Below are 18,068 nucleotides of genomic sequence, written 5' to 3'. Positions count from 1 at the left end.
GCCAGCCGGCCCCGTTCGAACTACCACACGCCCACGTCGGCGCGTGTGGCGATGGGGCCAATCAGAACTTGGCGCCGATTTCCAGCACGACACTGCGCGGCACGTAGTTGATTTCGCCACTGGTGTTGATGGCGATGTCCGGATCGAACTGCCCGTTGCTGCCGAAGCCGTTGTAGGCGTACGCGCTGTAGTTCTTGAAGTTGAAGGCGTTGAGCAGGTTCACGCGCGCGTTGAGCTTGAAGTCCCCGACCACGGTGAACTCCTTGGTGGCCTGGAAGTCCACCGTGCGGTAGCCCCAGATATCGCCACCGACCAGGAACTTGCCGCTGCCCGGCGGGGTGACACCGACCTGCTGGCAGGTCGCGCCGTCGGGATCGGTGAAGCCGAAGCAGGCGATCGTGTTGATCGGCTCGGGCGTTGCCAGCACCAGCTTGGCACCGAAGGTGACGCCCCACGGACCATCGATCGAACCGGAAGCGACAAAGCGATGTGCGGCCACGGCGTCGGACTTCACGAACGGATAGCCGCGGATGGTCGCCTTGTCGAAACCGTACGGCTCATCGATGTTGCGGTTCTGGCGCGCGCTGGTGTGGGTGTAGGACAGGGTCAGGCCCCAACCGGATTCCTTGGTGTACGGCTTGTCGGCCGACAGCAGGACCTGGCTGTTGCGCTGCTCCAGGCCGTTGCTGCCCAGAATGGTGTTCTGGTAGCCCGGCACCGGCTCGCCCCACGGCACGTTGCCGTTCTGGAAGTAGGAGCCATCCGGATAGCGGTTGATCAGGCCCATCGCAAAGCCGTCGTAGCTCAGGATGCGCTGGAACGTCACATCGGTCAGCCAGTCGCCCACCTGGTTGGTGATGCCGATGCTGTACTGGTCGCTGTACGGCGTCTTGAGCTTGTTGTTGAACATGAACAACTCGGCGCTGCCAGCGACACCGGGAATGGTGTTGAGCTGATCGATGCCGTTGAGGTAACGCGGGTCGAACGCAACGCACGTGCGGTCTGCGCGATAGCACTGCTGGGTTGCCGGGTTTTCGAAATACACCGCGACCGGCGACAACGCCGCCTTACTGGTTTCCAGGGCCAGCTGCTCGAACAGGTTGCGGTCGTACGAACGCGCGGCACCGCCGTGCAGGATGGCGGCCTCGTCACCGAAGAAGTCGTAGGAGAAACCGAAGCGCGGAGCCCAGGCATCCTTGAAGTTCTTGCGGTTGTTGCCGGTGCTGATGTAATCGGCCACGTTGATGCCGCTGGGCAGCAGACGGTTGGCCCATGGTTGACCGGGGTTTTCCGCATCGTTGGCGTACAGCGCGTCGACGAAGGCCTGCGAGGTCACAAAGTCGGTGTAGGCCGGTGTGTCCTCGTAATCCCAGCGCACGCCGATGTTGATCATCAGCTTGTCGGTGGCGGCCCAATCGTCCTGCAGATAGATGCCGTACTGCTTGGACGGCGATACCACCGTCGCCCGCTGGCCGGGCGTGGTGTAGGGCGCAATGAAGTCGACGCGATACGGCGTGGATTCCACGCTGCCGCCGTTGACGCGGTAGCTGAACTGCGGATTCAGCGCGGCCGCGTCCTGCGAGGTCAGCTCGATGTCCTTGTAGTTCACACCCATCTTGATGGTGTGTTCGCCGTGCCACTGGAAGCTGGTGAAGGTCAGGTCGTTCTGCAGGAACCAGCCCTTCTGGCTCTTGCGCTGCGCATTCCTGCCGCCGGCCGAACCGGTGGTCAGGAAGGTGCGCTCATCGATATCGGTGGAGCCGGCACGCGGCTGGAAATATGTGTAGACGATGCCGTTGCCCAGCGTGCGCGGGGTCGGGTTGTTCTCCGAGTTTTCGGTGCCGACGATGACCTCGTTGAACCAGTTGTCTGCACTGTGCTGCCAACGCAGGTTGGTGCGCTTGTCCTTGTTGATCTTGTCGGTGGCCTGCGCGAGCGTGTTGGTGCCGCCCACGTTGGCGGTCTGGGTCTCGTCGCGATAGATCGTGCTCAGCTCGATGCGATCGCGATCGGTGGGTTCGAAATCGATCTTGCCGAAGAACAGGTCTTCTTCGAACGGCATGTTGGCCGGGCCGTACTGGCTGGCCAGATCGGAAGGCAGCTGGTTGAGGAACGCGGCTGCCTCTGCGCTCGGTTGCACGCTCTTGGGTGCGACGTTCTCCTTGCCTTCGTAGGCAACGAAGAAATGCATGCGGTCCTGGATGATCGGCCCACCCAACGCAAACCCGTATTCCTTGGTCTGCGAATCGATCTTGCCGTTGGCTTCCTCGTCGGGCCGCTTGTCGCGCAGATCCTGGTCGGTGTAGCGATAGAAGGCTTCACCGTGGAATTCGTTGGTGCCGGACTTGGTGGCCGCGGTGATCGCCGCGCCACTGATCTGGCCGTATTCGGCCTTGTAGTTGGAGGTGATGACCTTGTATTCGCCGATCGCCAGCTGCGGGAACGGGTTGCCCTGGGTGTCGCTCTGGCCGGCAACGCCGCCGCTGCGCACGTAGCTCTTCTGGCCGACGCCGTCGATATACAGATTGCCGGCGCTGGCATTGGAGGCGCCACCGCGCAGCTTGGTGTTGCCGTTGCCATCCACCTGAAACACCATGCCCGGCACGGTGTCGGCGAACTCGAGGAAGTTGCGCGTGGCCTGCGGCAATTGCTGGATCTGTCGCGCCGAAATGGTGTTGCCCACCTCGGAGGTCTTGACGTCGCGAATCATCGGCGCGCTGACCGTCACCGTGTCCAGTGTGGTCGCGTCGCCGGCGGGCGCCGCGGCCGCCTCGGTGCCGAGATCGACGGTGGCGCTGGAGGCCACCGACAGGGTCACCGTGCGGCTGGCGCCGTTGGATTCGACCTTGTAGGTGCCCGGCTGCAGACCGACGATGGTGTAGTTGCCGTTGGCATTGACCGGTGCGCGTCGCACCGAGCCGGTGGCGAGGTTGGTGACGACGACCTCGCTGCCGCTCTGTGCGGAAGCGACCTGTCCGCGCAACGTGGCGTTGCTGGACTGGGCCATGGCTGGGGTGGTGGCGAACAACGAGGCAGCCAGGGCGCAGCACAACAGGCTACGTGCCGGCAGGGTGGAGACGGTGCGGTGAGTCTTCATGACTTTCCCCCTCCCAGGGGTAAAGCGCGAACCAGTGAAGTGACTGGCGCGTCGAGGTTGGTGCTTGGTGTGGATGGAACGGGTACAGCGGGCAACAAACAAACAGCAGGGACGGCAAACACAACAAAAACGGTCGCCAACCGGAGCGTGGCGTCTGCGGCATCGCGCGCATCGCGCGTCGCGCCGCAGCAACACACCTCAATCGGGACGATGCAACAAGCCTGCGGCCGGCCCCTCCCCATTGCCGTGGGGCCGATGCAGCTTAGGCAGCGGGTGCGGTACCGGCGCCGAGACGCCGGAGCCGCCAACGCAGCCGTTACCAGATGATGCGTGCGCTCATGAACAAGGTCCGTGGCGGAGTGGACATCGCGCCGTACTGGTTGATGCTCACGCGCGGGTCGTACACGCCGGCACTGCCCCAGTCGATGCTGTACTGATCGTAGTTGCGGAAGTTCAGCGCATTGATCAGATCGCCGCGCACCTGCACCGTCACCGCATCGGTGATGTGCATGTCCTTGGACAACGACAGGTCCAGCTGGCGGGTGCCGAAGATGTCGCCGCCGGCGATGAACTTGCCGCCGGGCGCATCCACCGAGACCACGCGGATGTTGTCCGAACTCGGGCCGCCGTACTGGTCGTAGGAGATCGCCTCGTTGCGCGGCGGCACCGTGGCCAGGGTCAGCTTGGCCGAGCCGCTGATGCCCCAGAACAGGTCGTAGATGCCGGTAAGCACCAGGCGGTGGCGCGGCACCGCATTGAGATCCAGGAACGGGTAGTCGGCAATGGTGGCCGCATCGAATCCGTAGCGATCGTCGTTGCCGCGATTGCCGCGCGCACGCGAGAAGGTGTAGGCCGCAGTCAGGCCCCAGCCGCTCTCCTGCGTATAGGGCTTGTCTGCCGACAGCAGCAACTGGCCGGTCTTGGTCTCCACGCCGTTGTTGCCGATGATCAGGTTGCCGAAGCCGCGGGGTGTCTGGCCGAACGCCTGGTTGCCGTTCTGGAAGAAATCGCCGTTGGCATAGCGGTTGCCCAGGGTGAAGATGAAACCGTCCTTGCTGTGGATGTACGACAGCGTGGCCGAGGTGTTCCAGTCGCCCAGCTGGGTGCGCAGGCCCAGCGAATACTGGTCGGCATACGGCGTCTTCAGATCGTTGTTGAGCAGGTCGATTTCGCCGTTGCGCACGCGCGCATCGACCAGGTTGGCCAGGCTGTCGGGATTGCTCACATAGGTCGGATCGAAGGCGGTGCAGGTACCCGGCGCCGGGACGCAGTTGGTGGGCCCGTCAAAGCGGATCGTGTACTGCGCCAGCGCGGATTTGATCTGCTCCAGGCCCATCACGTCGAACAGGTTGCGGTCGTAGCTGCGGCCGGCACCGCCGAACAGCACCAGCGACTCGTCGCCACGGAAGTCGTAGGAAAAGCCCAGGCGCGGTGCGAAGTTGTTGTTGTCCTGTTTGCGATTGCGGCCGTTGCTGATGTAGTCGTTGATGTCCACCCCGCCCTTGGCCAGCTGCTCGGCGTAGGTGGCGCTCACGGCCGGATCGGTGCCGGGGCCGTTCAAGGCCGCCACCACTTCCGGCGGGGTCACGTTGTCCAGGTACGAGGGAATCTTTTCGCCATCCCAGCGCACGCCGATATTCAACTGCAGCTTGTCGTTAACGTCCCAATCGTCCTGGATGTACAGGCCCAGCTGCTTGCTGGTGGTGGTCACCGACGGCGCGGCACCGGCGAACGGCAGGTTGAAGCGCACCTGGTAGGGAATGGCCGAGGTGCCCGTGCCATCGCCCACCGCGTAGTAGAACGACGGGTTGGCCGCAGAGTTCTCGCTCTGGGTCAGCTCCACTTCCTTGTACTTCACGCCCATCTTGATGACGTGGTTGCCGTGCCACTCCAGGTTGTTGAAGGTCAGGTCGTTCTGGAAGCTGGGGCCCTTCTGGCCCTTGCGCTGGATCGCCAGGCCACTGGTGGCACCGTCGTTGAGCAGCACGTCGTCTTCGGCGATGCCGCGCGTGTACACGCTCTGGCTACCCACGGTGTAGGCGGTGGGATTGAACAGCACGTCCTCATAGGACACGCGCGCTTCGTTGACGTAGCGCTCGCCGTAATGCTGCCAGCGCAGGTCGAAGCGCTTTTCGGTGTTGAGGTTGATCTTGGAGGCGATCGCGGTGGTCTGGCCGCCGACGCTGTCGCGGCTTTCCTCGTCGCGGTACTTGCCGGTGAGCTCCAGGCGGTCGTTCTCGCCGATGTCCCAATCGACCTTGCCGAAGTACAGGTCTTCGTTGAACGGGCGGGTGACCGAGCCGAGCCGGCTCTGCACGCCGGCCGGCAGGTCGTCGCTGAGCGCGCTGAAGCGATCGGGCACGGCCACCGGATCGGCCGAGACCTCGAAGCCCTTGCCTTCGTAGCTGAAGAAGAAATGCGCCTTGTCCTGCACGATCGGCCCGCTCAGCGCAAAGCCGTATTCGTCCTGGTGAGTCTTGCGCTTGCTGCCATCGGAGTTGGGTGCGCCGGCGCGTTCGTCGGGCTGGCGCGCGCGGAAATCGGTATTGCTGGTGCGCCCGAAGATCTCGCCGTGGAACTCATTGCCGCCGGACTTGGTCGAGGCCACGATCGCTGCCGAACCGACCTGGTCGAACTCGGCCTTGTAGTTGGAGGTGATGACCTTGTACTCGCCGATGGCCAGTTGCGGGAACGGGTTGCCCGCGCTCTGCTCCTGGCCGGACACGCCACCGAACAGGTAGCTCTTCTGGCCGACGCCGTCGATGTAGACGTTCACCGCCGAGCTGCCCTGCGCGCCGCCGCGGATCTGGCTGTTGCCGTTGGAGTTGGTCTCGAACTGCATGCCCGGCACGGTGTCGGCGAACTCCAGGAAGTTGCGCGTCAGCTGCGGCACGGTGCTGATCTGCTTCAGCGACACGTTGGTGCCCACTTCGGAGGTCTTGACCTCCTGCAGCGTGGTGGCGGTGACCTGCACCGCATCCAGCGTGGTGGCATCGCCGGCAGGCGCCGCGGCTGCGCTGCCGCCCAGGTTCAAGGTGACCGACGAGGCCACCGACAGGGTCACGGTCTGCTCGCTACCGGGGCCGGCATCCACCTTGTAGGTGCCCGGGGGCAGGCCGACCAGCGCGTAGCTGCCGTCGGCACCGGTGGGCACGCGCCGGACGGCGCCGCTGGCGACATTGGTCGCGGTCACGGTGGTGCCGGCCTGTGCTGCCGCAACCTGGCCGCGCAAGGTCGCATTGCTGGACTGGGCCATGGCCGGGGTGCTGGCCAGCAACGAGGCGGCAAGGGCGCAGCACAACAGGCTGCGCGCGGGCAGGGTGGAGACGGTGCGGTAATTCTTCATGACTTTCCCCCTCCCAGGGGTAAAGCGCGAACCAGCGGAGTGGCTGGCGCGTCGGTACTGCGTCAAGCGGGACAGCTGGCAACAACGGCAACGGACTGCAAGCAACACACGTTCGGCAAAGCGTGGTGGCGCGTTTCAGGTGGGAGGCGCCGCCCGCGGCGCGCTGGATGCGCGCACGATCAGTTCGGGAACCATCTCGGAAAACGCCGGCGGTGCGGCATCGGCGGGCGGGGCGGGCGCATCGACCAGTTGCTGGCCCAGCAACAACTGCAATGCCCGCGCGCCCAGCCCGGCGATATCCACCCGCATGGTGGTCAGCGCCGGCAGCACGTAGCGCGCCATCGGCACGTCGTCGAAGCCGGCCAGCGCGATGTCCTGCGGCACCTTCAGCCCGGCATGGCCGAGCGCGAACAGGCAGCCCAGCGCCATCATGTCGTTGGCCGCGAACACCGCATCCGGGCGCGCGCCCTGTGCCAGCGTCTGGCCGGCGCGGTAGCCGGACTCTTCGTCGAAGTTGCCCGGCAGCACCCACGGCTGCACGTCGGCATCCAGCGCCAGCTCGTCGCGGTAGCCGCGCAGACGCTCGTGCGCATCGAAGTTGTCGGTCGGCCCGGCGATGAAGGCGATGCGGCGGTGGCCGCTGTCGCGCAGGTGCCGCGTCATCGTCCGCGCGCCGCCGTAGTTGTCCACGTTGAGCACCGGGCGCTGGCTGGCCGCGCCGGCGCAGTTGAGCAGCACCGCCGGCAGGCCGCCGGGCAGGGCGTCCTCGTGCACGCCGGAGTCGCCCAGCGAGGGCGACATCACCACCACCCCGTCCACGCGCCCGGGCAGGCGTTCCAGCGCCCTGCGCTGCGCCTGCGGGTCACCGTGCGAGCTGGACACCAGCAGGTGGTAGCCCTGCTCGCGCGCCACCTGGTCGATGCCGCGGATCAGTTCGGAAAAGAACTCGCCATGCAGGTCCGGCAACACCACCCCGATGGTGTGGGTGCGCCGGCTGCTGAGGCTGCGCGCGGCGTGGTGCGGGATGTAATGCAGCGCGCGGGCCACCTGCAGCACGCGCTCGCGCACCGACTCGGCCACATGCTGGTGCCCATTCATGGTGCGCGAGACCGTTGCCACCGACACCTGCGCTTCGCGCGCGACGTCCTTGATGGTGACGCTACCGCCTTCGGAGCGTGGCCGACTCATGGCAAAACCTCCAAAACAACGCGGTTGCCACCGCACGCCGGGAAGGGTCGCACGGTCCGCTGGCGCAGAACGTTCGTGTCACACATGCACATGAATGACATCGGCCCCAACCGATGGCGACCTCAGAGCGAGATGGCGCGCACGCTAGCAGGAACTGCAAGCGCTTACATGATGCGCTGCACCATTGGGCCAAACGCAGGTGGCACAAGGGCTTGGCGGCATCGCCTGGACAAGTTTGTCCGGGAAGGACAACGGCAGTCAATGTCGGACACTGGGCGACAACATGCATGGAACTACGAAAATCTAACGTTTCCGCACCGTACCCGGGCGCACGGTTGTCGCGCGCCTTGCCGCCAGTGCGTTCAGACAGCAAGATGCGCCGATCGATCAGGGGAACAGCGTGCGCATGTCGCCATCTACCGTCCGCGCCGGCCGGTTCCAGTCCATCGCGTGGGTGCTGCTGGCAGCGCTGTGCCTGGGCAGCTGCCAGCGCGCTGACAAGACCGCCGCCTTGCCGGGCGCCAGCGCCGAGCCAGCCGCAGCGATGCAGTCGATGACCCTGCCCTTGCGGCGCAACGACCTGGTCGCCTATGCGCGGATCCGGGTCACACCTGCGCAATACACCCAGCTGGAGGCGGCCTGGCGCAGCGGCGCCAGCCGTTGGCCGCTGACCGAGCTACCGCTGCCCAACGAGGTCGGCAGCCTGCTCGGCACTTTGTCGGCGCCCGGCGCCGAGCGCCAGCTGCAGCAGGCCTTCGATGCACAGCTGGCCGGCCAGTCGCAGGGCATCCGCCAGGCCGCGCAGTCGCTGGGCCAGTTCGGCGTGCAATACCTGCGCAGCCGCAGCGACTACCAGCCCGAGCAGCGCGCCCATTACGTGCAGCTGGTCGATGCCCTGAGCGCCTGGGCGGCCACCGCGCCGCTGGCCGACCGCGCGCGCGCCAAGGCCAGCATCGCCGACCTGGTGACCGCCGCCCGCGCCACCGGCATCGGCTCGGACGCCGATCTGCAGCGCTTGGGGATGGAAGAGAGCCTGCGCCGGCTCGGGCCGTTCTGGGCCGCGGCCAAGCAGGTGCTGGAGCGTTACGGCCTGTCGCTGGACAGCAGCCTGGATGCGCTGCGCACTGGCTTGATCAGGCAGGACGGCGACCGCGCCCAGGTGCGGCTGCGCTATCCGCTGGCCGCGCACGACATCGACCTGAGCATCGCCCTGATCAAGCGCGACGGCCACTGGTACCAGCAGCAGACCCAGGACGAGGTGCAGGCGCTGCTCGGCGCTGCGCCGGCGGCGCCCGCAGCCGACGCCGCTGCAAGGCCTGACACCCCGGCGGCCGCGCCCGCCACGCCCGCCGCCACCGGGCAACGCCCGGCTGGGCGATAATGACCGTGATGCCAGAACAGAATCCCCTGCCGTTCCCGGACGGCCAGCCCGCCCCGCCCAGCGCTGCTGCCGATCTCGGTGCCACGGCCGCCGCCTTGCCGACCGCCGTTCCGGTTCCGCCGGACGCTGCGCCGTCGATCGCGCCCGCCGTCGCCGCTGCCCGCAGCGCCAAACGCCCGTGGTGGGCGCGCCTGCTCGGCCGCCTGGCCGACCCCTGGCTGAGCCTGACCATCGAACCGGATCAGCCGAGCCGCTACGACGACGGCACGCCGGTGGTCTACGTGCTGGAGGACTACGGCCTGTCCAGCGCGCTGATCCTGGACAAGGCCTGCCGCGAGGCCGGGCTGCCCTCGCCACTGGTGCCGCTGCCGGGCGACCCGCTGCAGCGCAAGCGCGCCTACCTGGCGCTGTCGCGGCGCAGCAGCAGCAATTCGCTGATCCCCGAGCAGCGCGGCGGCAAGACCCATTCGGATTCGCTGGCCAAGCTGCTGCAGGCGCATCGCGTGCGCGCCGACCTGGACGTGCACCTGGTGCCGGTGTCGATCTTCGTCGGCCGCGCGCCGGACAAGCAGAGCGGCTGGTTCGCGGTGCTGTTCTCGGAAAACTGGGCGCTGGTGGGCCGCTTCCGGCGCCTGCTGGCGGTGCTGCTCAACGGCCGCACCACCATCGTGCGCTTCGCTCCGCCGATCTCGCTGCGCCAGACCATGGCCGAAGGCCTGCCGCCCGAGCGCACCCTGCGCAAGCTGCAGCGCGTGCTGCGCACCCACTTCCGGCGCATCCGCGAGGCGGTGATCGGGCCGGACCTGTCCACCCGCCGCCTGCTGGTGGACCAGGTGCTGGCCGCCGACTCGGTGCGCGAGGCCATCGCCACCCAGGCCAAGCGCGACAACTCCAAGCCGGTCGATGCCTGGCGCAAGGCGCACGCCTACGCCTGGGAGATCGCCGCCGACTATTCCAGCCCGGTGGTGCGCTCGGCCAGCTTCCTGCTGACCCACGTGTGGAACCGCATCTACGCCGGCGTGCTGGTGCATCACCTGGACAAGCTCAAGCAGGCCGCCCCCGGGCACGAAGTGGTCTACGTGCCCAGCCACCGCAGCCACATGGATTACCTGCTGCTGAGCTACCTGCTGTACGAACGCGGCATCGTGCCGCCGCACATCGTGGCCGGCATCAACCTCAACCTGCCGGTGGTCGGCACGCTGCTGCGCAAGGGCGGCGCGTTCTTCATCCGCCGCTCGATCAAGGGCAATGCGCTGTATTCGGCGGTGCTCAGCGAGTACGTCGCCCAGCTGGTGGCCGGCGGTTACTCGATCGAATACTTCGTCGAAGGCGGGCGCTCGCGCACCGGCCGGCTGCTGCAGCCCAAGGGCGGCATGATCGCGATGACGCTGCGCGCCTACCTGCGCCAGCCGCGCAAGCCGGTGCTGTTCCAGCCGGTCTACATCGGCTACGAGAAGCTGATGGAAGGCAACAGCTACCTGGACGAGCTCACCGGCCGGCCCAAGGAGAAGGAATCCATCTGGGGCCTGCTGTGGTCCATTCCCAAGGTGCTCAAGCAGAACTACGGCCAGGTGGTGGTGAACTTCGGCGAGCCGATCGCGCTCAACGACGTGCTGGCCAAGCACGCACCCGACTGGGACGGCCAACCGCTGCCCGACGACGAAAAACCCACCTGGCTGGCACCGGCGGTGGACACGCTGTCCACCCAGATCCAGACCCGCATCAACTGCGCCGCCGACGTCAATCCGATCAACCTGCTGGCGCTGGCGCTGCTGTCCACGCCCAAGCACGCGATGGGCGAGGCCGACCTGATCGCGCAGATCGAGCTGTGCAAGAAGCTGCTGGCGGAGATGCCGTATTCGGACCGCGTCACCGTCACCCCGCACACCCCGGCGCGCATCATCACCCATGCCGAAGAGATCAACGTGCTCACGCGTGTGTCGCACCCGCTGGGCGATGTGCTCAGCGTCAGCGGCGACACCGCGGTGTTGCTGAGCTACTTCCGCAACAACGTACTGCACCTGTTCACGGCCTCCTCGTGGGTGGCGTGCTGCTTCCAGAACAACCGCCGCATGAGCCGTGCCGGTCTGCTGCGCCTGGGGCGCACCGTGTATCCGTTCCTGCAGGCGGAGTTGTTCCTGCCGTGGAGCGAGGACCGCTTTGCCGAACGTATCGAGCAGACCATCGACATGTTCGTGCGCGAAGGCCTGCTGCTCAACGTCACCGACGACGATGGCGGCATCCTCACCCGCAACACCGGGCAGACCGACGAGGTGTTCCGCCTGCGTGCGATCGGCCATTCGCTGCAGCAGGCCTTCGAGCGCTATTACATCGCCATCTCGGTGCTGGTGAAGAACGGCCCCGGCGTGCTCGGTGCCGGCGAACTGGAAAGCCTGTGCCAGCAGGCCGCGCAGCGCCTGAGCCTGTTGTACGCCCCGGCCGCCCCGGAGTTCTTCGACAAGACCCTGTTCCGCAGCTTCATCCAGAAACTGCGCGAGCTGCGCCTGGTGTGGCCGGACGAGAACAGCAAGCTGCTGTTCGACGAGCGCCTGGATGCCTGGGCCAAGGACGCCAAGTTCATCCTTGGCCGCGAATTGCGCCATACCATCGAGCGGGTCAGCCCCGAAGCGGTCAAGCCGGACGTGGTGCTGCCGCCGGCCGAGTAAGGCGGCAGTACAAACGCCAGCGTCTCCCTGCGGTAGGTGATGCCGGGCAATGGCAGCGCACCCGCAGGGAAGCGCAGATGCGCACCATGCTTCCCTTCTCCCACCGGGAGAAGGTGCCCCGAAGGGCGGATGCGGGTCGGTCAGCACGCAGATTATCCAGCGCTGCAGCTGACCAGAGTCACTCGCGGCGTTGTTCACCAACGCCCGCAACTTCACACAGCAGTTCCGTTCGTTTCATCCGCCTCTTGCAGCCGTGCCGATAGCATCGCGCCACCTTTCATCACGATCGGGTGCGTTGGACCACAGGCGTGCCCGGCAGGAGATCTCCATGCGCGCAGCCATCCACACCCAATTCGGCGACCCGGCCAAGGTGCTCGAACTCGGTCAACGGCCCACCCCGCAGCCCGGCAAGGGCCAGGTGCGCATCGCCATGCGTCGCTCGCCCATCCACAACCACGACCTGTGGACGGTGCGCGGCAATTACGGCTACAAGCCGGAGCTTCCCGCAATCGGCGGCAGCGAGGCGGCCGGCGTGATCGACGCCCTGGGCGAAGGCGTCCAAGGCCTGCAGACCGGCCAGCGCGTGGTCGCCGCCGGCGTGCACGAGAGCTGGGCGGAGTTTTTCCTGGCCGACGCGTCCGGCGTGGTGCCGCTGCCCGACGCGCTGGACGACGACCGCGGTTGCCAGTTGATCGCCATGCCGTTGAGCGCGCTGATGCTGATCGAGTTCCTGCAGGTCGAAAAAGGCGACTGGATCGTGCAGAACACCGCCAACGGCGCGGTCGGCAAGACCGTCGCCATGCTCGCCGCCGTGCGCGGCATCAACGTGGTCAACCTGGTGCGCCGCGACGCCGGCGTGGACGAGCTGCAGGCCCTGGGCATCGGTAACGCGGTCTCCACCGCCCGGGAGGGCTGGCAGGACAGCGTGCGCGCGCTGGTCGGCGAGGCGCCGATCGTGCGCGCAATCGACTCTGTCGCCGGCAGCGCAGCCGGCGACCTGATGGGGCTGCTTGCCGAGGGCGGCGAGCTGATCTCGTTCGGCTCGATGACCGGCGAGCCGCTGCAGATCTCCAGCGGCGATGTGATCTTCAAGCAGGCCAGCGTGCGCGGCTTCTGGGGCAGCAAGGTCATGGCCGCCACCAAGCCCGAGGACAAGCGCCGCATGATCGGCGAACTGCTCAAGGCCGCCGTCGATGGCAGCCTGGCTCTGCCGGTGGAAGCGGTATTCGATCTGGAAGACGCGGCGAAAGCGGCAGCGGCAAGCGCCGAACCGGGCCGCCGCGGCAAGATCCTGCTGCGCGCAGGCTGAGGACGGCGGCTCGGGTCGTCTTTACGACAGTCGGCGCCTAACGCGCAAAAGCGAGGCGCTTGCACGTCCGCTGACGCGAACAAGCGCCCGGATCCGTTGCCCAGATCGGCCGAAGAGATCGACAATTCTCCAAGACCGGCATATCAAGCCCCTCTCCCCTCGGGGCGAAGAGGCACCGCTCGCGCGCCACTGGCGCGCGTGCCTTGGAGCGCCCGCGTCGCAAGACGTGGCCGGGGCGCGCAGCGGGAGTTGGGATGAGGGTGTGGCCCAAGCGACCAACGCGACACGCCTCAGCTCAAGCCGGCGCCATACCGATAAAACCCTGCCTGCGTCATCAACTGACTCAACTTCCTGTCACCGCGACGCTGGTATCCACGACCGCAAAGCAAACCCAGGCGGCCGCACGCACCAACCTCACGCCGGCTCGTCAGGCACCAGCTCCATTTCCAGCCGCGTGATGCAGTCCTTGAGATGCAGCTTGCGCTTCTTCAGGCGCTTCATCTGCAGCTCGTCGTCCATGTTGGCGGGCACGCGCTGGATCTCCTCGTCCAACGCGCGGTGGGCGCGTCGCAACTCGGCGATCTGCTCGGCGATCTCGGCGGGTGAGAGAGTTTCCACGGCTCCGAGCATACACAACCACGGGCCGGCCGCGTCACCCGTGCTTGCCAAGCCGCCCGGGGCTGCGACAATGCCTGCGCGCCGTTGGGGAAACGGCGGCGCGCCTGATCCCATCATTGCCGCGCGGCCATGGCCGTCGAGAAAGGAGTCTTTACGATGCGTTTGCGTTCTTCCCTGCTGGCCCTGAGCCTGCTCACCGCCGCCAACCTGGCCAGCGCCGCCGACGTCGCCAAGTACGACGGCTTTTTGTGCTGCAACCTGCGCACCGACGGCAGCTGGATCAGCGACAGCAACTACGCCGAAGACGGCAAGCGCATGCTTCCCGTAGGCACCCCGGTCAGCGTCACCGGCTTCGGCCGCAACCGCGTCAACCTCAAGATCGCCGGCGAAAAGCAGTCCATCGGCAACGATTACAGCCGCGACCTGGACAACACCGCCTTCGCCGCCCGCTATGTCGTCACCGCCGACCCCAAGCTCAAGCTGGCCACCTTCCCGCCCAAGATCCGCCAGGCCATCAATGACGGCAAGCTCACCGGCGGCATGACCCGCGAACAGGTACTGATGGCGGTCGGCTACCCGATCAGCAGCGAAAACCCGAATCTGGACGCCTCGCTGTGGCGCTACTGGCGCGACAGCTTCTCCGAGTACCAGGTGCAGTTCGGCCCCAGCGGCAAGCTGGTCAAGGTGACCGCAGACCCGCAGCTGATGAATCTGGTTTGGCTGCCGTGATAATCACCGGCGGAGGCGAAAGACGCCTCCGCCCTTTTAAGCTGCATCATTGAGTTGCTGTGACGCGCATGGCTTGTGATTTATGTGGCTCTGTGGCGCGTAACGAATGCGTGCTCGCAGGGATTCCATGATCCGTGCCGGAATCACTTCCCGCATAGCAGGTCAGCTAAAAAATCGAGGTTTTCTTGACTAGCAATAAAGCAATATTTTTATCTATCATCTTTGGCTGTTTGTCTGGTTGCGCAACTGGATCGGTGAGAATGATAGGCGCAGCTACCAACTATAAGAGTGGTAGTTGTGAGGTGATGGTCTATCAAACAAAGAGTCAGGCGATAGAGAATGGCCTGAAAAAAGAAGTATGCGTTGTTGAGGGAAGTAGTGCATTTAGCTTCGATCACAGCATTGAAGGCGCCATCAAAAACAACGTCAAGAAAGTCTGCCAGTGCGGGGTTAGCCGCGCCTACGTTGAATCGGGTCACACCGAATCTCATATGGGAGTCAAAGGTGTGTCGTATATAAACTTGATCGGTTTTGAATGAATCAGAGGCCAGGCTTTACTTGCGGGCTGGGCACCTTGAGGTGACAGCCTGAGGTGTTGCCGCAGTTACTGTGCCAAGTTCGATTCTGGAAAATCATCGGGCGTCAGCGTCTGCTTCAAGACGGTCTCCAGCTGCTCAGCCAATAGATCAAAGCAGAACGCCAGCGCATCCAGGCTGACATGCGGCTCATTGCAATGTCTGGCGATTGTGTTGCGTGGCCGTGCCAACATGCCCAGCAGGCGTAAATGATCGCGCGTCTGCAACAACCGAAGCTGCGCGTCTTCCGGCAGCAGGTAATACCCGAACAGAGACTGCTCCATGCTCAACTCTCCGGACAGGCTCCCGCCGCACGATGCGGCGGGATGCCGGGAGGTTAGCAACCGCAAACAGACGGCGGGCTTATTTCCCTTGCGGGTGTTGTATTCGCCGCCCTCCCGGCGTGGAGACGCCGAGCATGTGCCCGAACATCAGGCACAAAAAACCACCGCTTGACGGGGGTGGTACCGCTGTTTGCGGAGTTGCTACGCTCCGTGAAGGAGTGTGCTACCGATGCATGGGGGAGTCAAGATGCGGGCCTGGAATCCTGGTGCTCTTTTGGATTATCAATGTCGTGTCGCAAAGGTATAGTTATTAATATCCACAAATTTCACATCGGGGTCTAATTGGGAGGCTCGGATACGCCAGCTGATAAAGCGGAAATGACGTAATTGCAAAGAAATCGTGGGCTCGACAAGCATTCCGACACGATTCAATTTCAGGCCGTGGTTAATGACAGGCTTCACAAGCCAGGCGCTAGAATTCTCTCCCTGCCAACCGGCCGCCAAAGACCGAAGCTCACATGCAACGACATCCGGACCTGTATCCCAACGACGATAACGGCAACACGCTCTGGCACATTGCCCAGCAAGGCGTGGACCTGTCGAAGCCGCGCGAGATTGCGTTCTCCGTGGTCTTCCCCACGAAGGAATCGGCCTTGGAGTTCTCGGTGATGCTGCTGCGCTTCGAGCAAAAGGTGCGTTGCTGCCACTATCCGGAAAACACCGCATTTCCGATGGACGTGACGGTGTATCCGACCATGGTGCCGTCGCACAAGGCGATTTCGGCATTCGAGGAGGAGCTGGCCGTGGAGGCCAAGCCCCTGGGTGGCCTGAATGACGGCTGGGAGTTTTCCGTGGATGACAAGGACGCCTGACGCAGCCCGCGTGCGAGAGCCGGCGATGCAGTCACTGCATCGCTGAGCTCGCTGCACCCTTACCGCGTTACCGCATCACCGCTGCGACTGCGGTACGCGGCGCAGCTTTGACACGTCATAGCCCATGGCGGCGATGCGTTGGACAGCCTGCTGATAGTCGGCATCGGACACCTGCGGGGTACGCGCCATGTACCAGACGTAATCGCGCTTGCTGCGCGCCACGATGGTCTGCGCATACGCCGCATCCCGCCAGGCGATCACGTATTCGGCCTTGAACGGCCAGAAGAACTGCATGCTCCATAGCGCACCATTGCCTTCCTTCGCCACCTGGCCGATCGGATGCATGGACTTGAGCGGCGCCTGGAAGCTGCCCTTGCGGTAGGTGAAGGTGGTCTGGATGCGGCCATCCGGTCGCAGCGCATAGCGCTCCACGGCATCGTAGGCCTTGCGCTCGGGCCGGGTGGGAATGTGCGCGATGACGTACCAGTCGCCCATGAAGCGCGGCACGTCGACGCTGTCTGCGCGGGGCAGGGCGGCACGCGACTCGCTCCCACTGGCACTCCCGTAGACCGCTAGCGTCAGCAACAACAGCATCGAACCACCTCGCATGGCAACCTCCACCAGAAAGAACCCGTAGGTAGGCCTACGGCGTTACTGTGCGTCCGGATGCAAGCCCATGCGATGCAGTTCCGGTCTGAGTGCACGCTGGCGTGGTGTGCCAGCGGGATGACCGTAACGCTCGACATGTCATGGCGGCGTTGAAGCGCCAGGCCGACGCCTTGCGCATGCCAGGAAACGCGCGATCACGGAGCGGTGAGCGCCGGGTCGACGATCAGCCGCACGAGGATTACGGCGCGCTTTGAAAGCGCAGCGGTGGCAGGACGTGTCGTTCAGTGCCGGCGGTCGAGCCATGACGCGCTGATAGTCCCGGCAGGCGGTAGCCCGACGGCATTCACCAGGGCGATACCGCTTCTTCCCCATATGGATGAATCGTCGCGATCCTTCCATCCGCGTCGTGTTCCAGCGGTGCCATCTTGATGCTGCGCAGATGCGTCTGCCCGCCCGACAGCACGGCGTCGTGATAGAACAGGTACCACTGGCCGTTGAACAGGCAGATGGAGTGATGCGTGGTCCAGCCGACCACCGGTGCGAGCAGCACGCCCTGGTAGGCGAATGGCCCGTACGGGGTATCGCTGGTGGCGTAGCAGATGCGGTGGGTGTCGCCGGTGGAGTAGGACAGGTAATAGCGGCCGGCGTGGTGGTGGACCCAGGGGCCTTCGAAGAAGCGGCGGGCATGGTCGCCGGCACGTAATGGTGTGCCGTGTTCGTCGAGGATGATGATCTCGCGGGTGGGTTCGGCCAGTTGCGTCATGTCCTCGCGCAGGCGGGCGACGCGCGGGCCGAGTGCGGGCGCGTCGTCGCCCGGTTCCTGATGGTCCGGCGCATAGACGTTGTCGCGGTACTGCTGCAGCTGGCCGCCCCAGATCCCGCCGAAGTACAGGTAATGCGCGCCGTCGTGGTCGGCAAATACCGCCGGGTCGATCGAGTAGGTGCCGGCGATGGGCTCGGCTGCGGCGACGAACGGGCCTTGCGGGCCATCGCCGACCGCCACGCCGATCTGGAAGATGCCGTCGGCCCGCTTGGCGGGAAAATACAGATAGGTCTTGCCGTCGCGCTGCGCGGCATCCGGTGCCCACATCTGGCGCTGTGCCCACGGCACGTCGCGCACGTGCAGGACCTGCCCGAGGTCTTCCACCGGTGCACCGGGATGGGCCATGCGGAAGACGTGGTAGTCGGCCATGTCGAAGTGCGAGCCATCGTCGCTGAAGGCAACGCCAGCATCGATGTCGTGCGAGGGGTAGATGTACAAGGCGCCGTCGAACACGTGTGCGGAAGGGTCGGCGGTATAGAGGTGGGTGACCAGCGGTGCGGAAATGGCGGTGCGCGCCAGCGCCTGCAGTGCAGCGGTGTGCAGTTCATCGGACATGCGCGTACCTGTGCAT

13 protein-coding genes are annotated in these 18,068 nt (G+C 65.3%); 6 read left to right on the top strand and 7 right to left on the bottom strand.

Translation table 11 applies throughout. From position 1 onward, the window contains the following. Positions 1–61: 61 nt before the first annotated feature. The 3 genes from DGN21_RS19555 to DGN21_RS19545 all read right to left on the bottom strand — a co-directional run bounded on the left by DGN21_RS19555 (position 62) and on the right by DGN21_RS19545 (position 7,631). The gene (locus DGN21_RS19555) at positions 62–3,097 is read right to left on the bottom strand and encodes a TonB-dependent receptor (protein ID WP_054592241.1); all 3,036 of its coding nucleotides are present in this window, start codon (positions 3,095–3,097) and stop codon (positions 62–64) included. A 316-nt stretch (positions 3,098–3,413) separates the two neighbouring features. Beyond that, positions 3,414–6,443, bottom strand: a complete 3,030-nt coding sequence (locus DGN21_RS19550) for a TonB-dependent receptor (RefSeq protein WP_215825036.1) — start codon at positions 6,441–6,443, stop codon at positions 3,414–3,416. Positions 6,444–6,578: 135 nt separating this feature from the next. After that, the gene (locus DGN21_RS19545; RefSeq protein ID WP_054592243.1) at positions 6,579–7,631 is read right to left on the bottom strand and encodes a LacI family DNA-binding transcriptional regulator; all 1,053 of its coding nucleotides are present in this window, start codon (positions 7,629–7,631) and stop codon (positions 6,579–6,581) included. 406 nt (positions 7,632–8,037) lie between these two features. Here DGN21_RS19545 and DGN21_RS19540 point away from each other — a divergent pair, with 406 nt between their 5' ends. The 3 genes from DGN21_RS19540 to DGN21_RS19530 all read left to right on the top strand — a co-directional run bounded on the left by DGN21_RS19540 (position 8,038) and on the right by DGN21_RS19530 (position 12,987). Next, entirely contained in the window at positions 8,038–9,012 is a 975-nt protein-coding gene (locus DGN21_RS19540; protein ID WP_164738967.1) for a hypothetical protein, read from the top strand. Continuing rightward, positions 9,012–11,678, top strand: coding sequence for a glycerol-3-phosphate 1-O-acyltransferase PlsB (plsB, locus tag DGN21_RS19535; RefSeq protein ID WP_104647869.1), 2,667 nt, complete (start codon positions 9,012–9,014; stop codon positions 11,676–11,678). Before DGN21_RS19540 ends, plsB begins: the two co-directional genes overlap by 1 nt. A gap of 328 nt (positions 11,679–12,006) precedes the next feature. After that, positions 12,007–12,987, top strand: a complete 981-nt coding sequence (locus DGN21_RS19530) for a zinc-binding dehydrogenase (RefSeq protein ID WP_053054180.1) — start codon at positions 12,007–12,009, stop codon at positions 12,985–12,987. Between the two features lie 414 nt (positions 12,988–13,401). On the opposite strand, the gene DGN21_RS19525 is transcribed toward DGN21_RS19530, so the two are convergent. Beyond that, the gene (locus tag DGN21_RS19525; RefSeq protein ID WP_023905744.1) at positions 13,402–13,605 is read right to left on the bottom strand and encodes a YdcH family protein; all 204 of its coding nucleotides are present in this window, start codon (positions 13,603–13,605) and stop codon (positions 13,402–13,404) included. Between the two features lie 156 nt (positions 13,606–13,761). Here DGN21_RS19525 and DGN21_RS19520 point away from each other — a divergent pair, with 156 nt between their 5' ends. Beyond that, entirely contained in the window at positions 13,762–14,334 is a 573-nt protein-coding gene (locus DGN21_RS19520) for a hypothetical protein (protein WP_039527696.1), read from the top strand. A 185-nt stretch (positions 14,335–14,519) separates the two neighbouring features. Further along, on the top strand, positions 14,520–14,873 hold the full coding sequence (locus DGN21_RS19515; protein WP_126966954.1) for a hypothetical protein: 354 nt from the start codon (positions 14,520–14,522) through the stop codon (positions 14,871–14,873). A gap of 65 nt (positions 14,874–14,938) precedes the next feature. Here the strand turns inward: DGN21_RS19515 and DGN21_RS19510 are convergent, their stop codons facing one another. Then, positions 14,939–15,193 (bottom strand): hypothetical protein, encoded by a 255-nt coding sequence (locus DGN21_RS19510; protein WP_126966953.1) that lies wholly within the window; start codon positions 15,191–15,193, stop codon positions 14,939–14,941. Positions 15,194–15,711: 518 nt separating this feature from the next. Between DGN21_RS19510 and DGN21_RS19505 the strand changes: the two genes are divergently transcribed. Next, entirely contained in the window at positions 15,712–16,065 is a 354-nt protein-coding gene (locus tag DGN21_RS19505) for a ribonuclease E inhibitor RraB (RefSeq protein ID WP_024937634.1), read from the top strand. 75 nt (positions 16,066–16,140) lie between these two features. Here the strand turns inward: DGN21_RS19505 and DGN21_RS19500 are convergent, their stop codons facing one another. Then, on the bottom strand, positions 16,141–16,674 hold the full coding sequence (locus DGN21_RS19500; RefSeq protein ID WP_024937633.1) for a lipocalin family protein: 534 nt from the start codon (positions 16,672–16,674) through the stop codon (positions 16,141–16,143). Between the two features lie 343 nt (positions 16,675–17,017). Beyond that, entirely contained in the window at positions 17,018–18,052 is a 1,035-nt protein-coding gene (locus DGN21_RS19495) for a glycoside hydrolase family 43 protein (RefSeq protein WP_126966952.1), read from the bottom strand. Between the last annotated feature and the right edge of the window lie 16 nt (positions 18,053–18,068).

The sequence above is a fragment of the Xanthomonas sp. MLO165 genome (assembly GCF_018831305.1).
Classification (GTDB): domain Bacteria; phylum Pseudomonadota; class Gammaproteobacteria; order Xanthomonadales; family Xanthomonadaceae; genus Xanthomonas; species Xanthomonas arboricola.
The sequence above is the reverse complement of the archived record's forward strand: the minus strand, read 5'-3'. Positions and strand labels throughout refer to the sequence as shown.

Bases quoted from the DNA above. Each gene is read 5' to 3' on its own strand.
- DGN21_RS19555 (WP_054592241.1), bottom strand. From the start codon at position 3,097: ATGAAGACTCACCGCACCGTCTCCACCCTGCCGGCACGTAGCCTGTTG.
- DGN21_RS19550 (WP_215825036.1), bottom strand. From the start codon at position 6,443: ATGAAGAATTACCGCACCGTCTCCACCCTGCCCGCGCGCAGCCTGTTG.
- DGN21_RS19545 (WP_054592243.1), bottom strand. From the start codon at position 7,631: ATGAGTCGGCCACGCTCCGAAGGCGGTAGCGTCACCATCAAGGACGTC.
- DGN21_RS19540 (WP_164738967.1), top strand. From the start codon at position 8,038: ATGTCGCCATCTACCGTCCGCGCCGGCCGGTTCCAGTCCATCGCGTGG.
- plsB (WP_104647869.1), top strand. From the start codon at position 9,012: ATGACCGTGATGCCAGAACAGAATCCCCTGCCGTTCCCGGACGGCCAG.
- DGN21_RS19530 (WP_053054180.1), top strand. From the start codon at position 12,007: ATGCGCGCAGCCATCCACACCCAATTCGGCGACCCGGCCAAGGTGCTC.
- DGN21_RS19520 (WP_039527696.1), top strand. From the start codon at position 13,762: ATGCGTTTGCGTTCTTCCCTGCTGGCCCTGAGCCTGCTCACCGCCGCC.
- DGN21_RS19510 (WP_126966953.1), bottom strand. From the start codon at position 15,193: ATGGAGCAGTCTCTGTTCGGGTATTACCTGCTGCCGGAAGACGCGCAG.
- DGN21_RS19505 (WP_024937634.1), top strand. From the start codon at position 15,712: ATGCAACGACATCCGGACCTGTATCCCAACGACGATAACGGCAACACG.
- DGN21_RS19500 (WP_024937633.1), bottom strand. From the start codon at position 16,674: ATGCGAGGTGGTTCGATGCTGTTGTTGCTGACGCTAGCGGTCTACGGG.
- DGN21_RS19495 (WP_126966952.1), bottom strand. From the start codon at position 18,052: ATGTCCGATGAACTGCACACCGCTGCACTGCAGGCGCTGGCGCGCACC.